This is a genomic window from Pseudomonas sp. PME37.24/025 (assembly GCF_055556615.1).
In genome coordinates this window covers 1-242 of the sequence record NZ_JBVHNK010000444.1, presented here as the reverse complement: position 1 = coordinate 242, position 242 = coordinate 1, and the positions used below count along the sequence as shown (strand labels likewise).

Genomic DNA, 242 nt, shown 5'->3' with positions numbered 1-242 from the left:
GAACGTCGTCTGGCCCTTTTTCTGCGCCTCGCAGCTCTCCTTGAGCGCCGCAGTCAGCTCCGCCTGCGTGCGCACCACGACGCCCTTCAGGCCGCAAGCTTCCGCGAGCTTCGCGTAGCTAAGGTGCGGATCGAGCTCGGTACCGACGAAGTTGTTGTCGTACCAGAGGATGGAATTGCGCTTCTCGGCACCCCACTGGTAGTTGCGGAAGATGCACATGGTGATGCCCGGCCATTCCTTGC

Annotated in this window: 1 protein-coding gene; it reads right to left on the bottom strand. The window is 62.0% G+C overall.

The features are described from left to right. Positions 1 to 242: thiamine pyrophosphate-dependent enzyme (locus ACZ3HH_RS31010; protein WP_465810540.1), on the bottom strand; the 242-nt coding region annotated here is incomplete at both ends.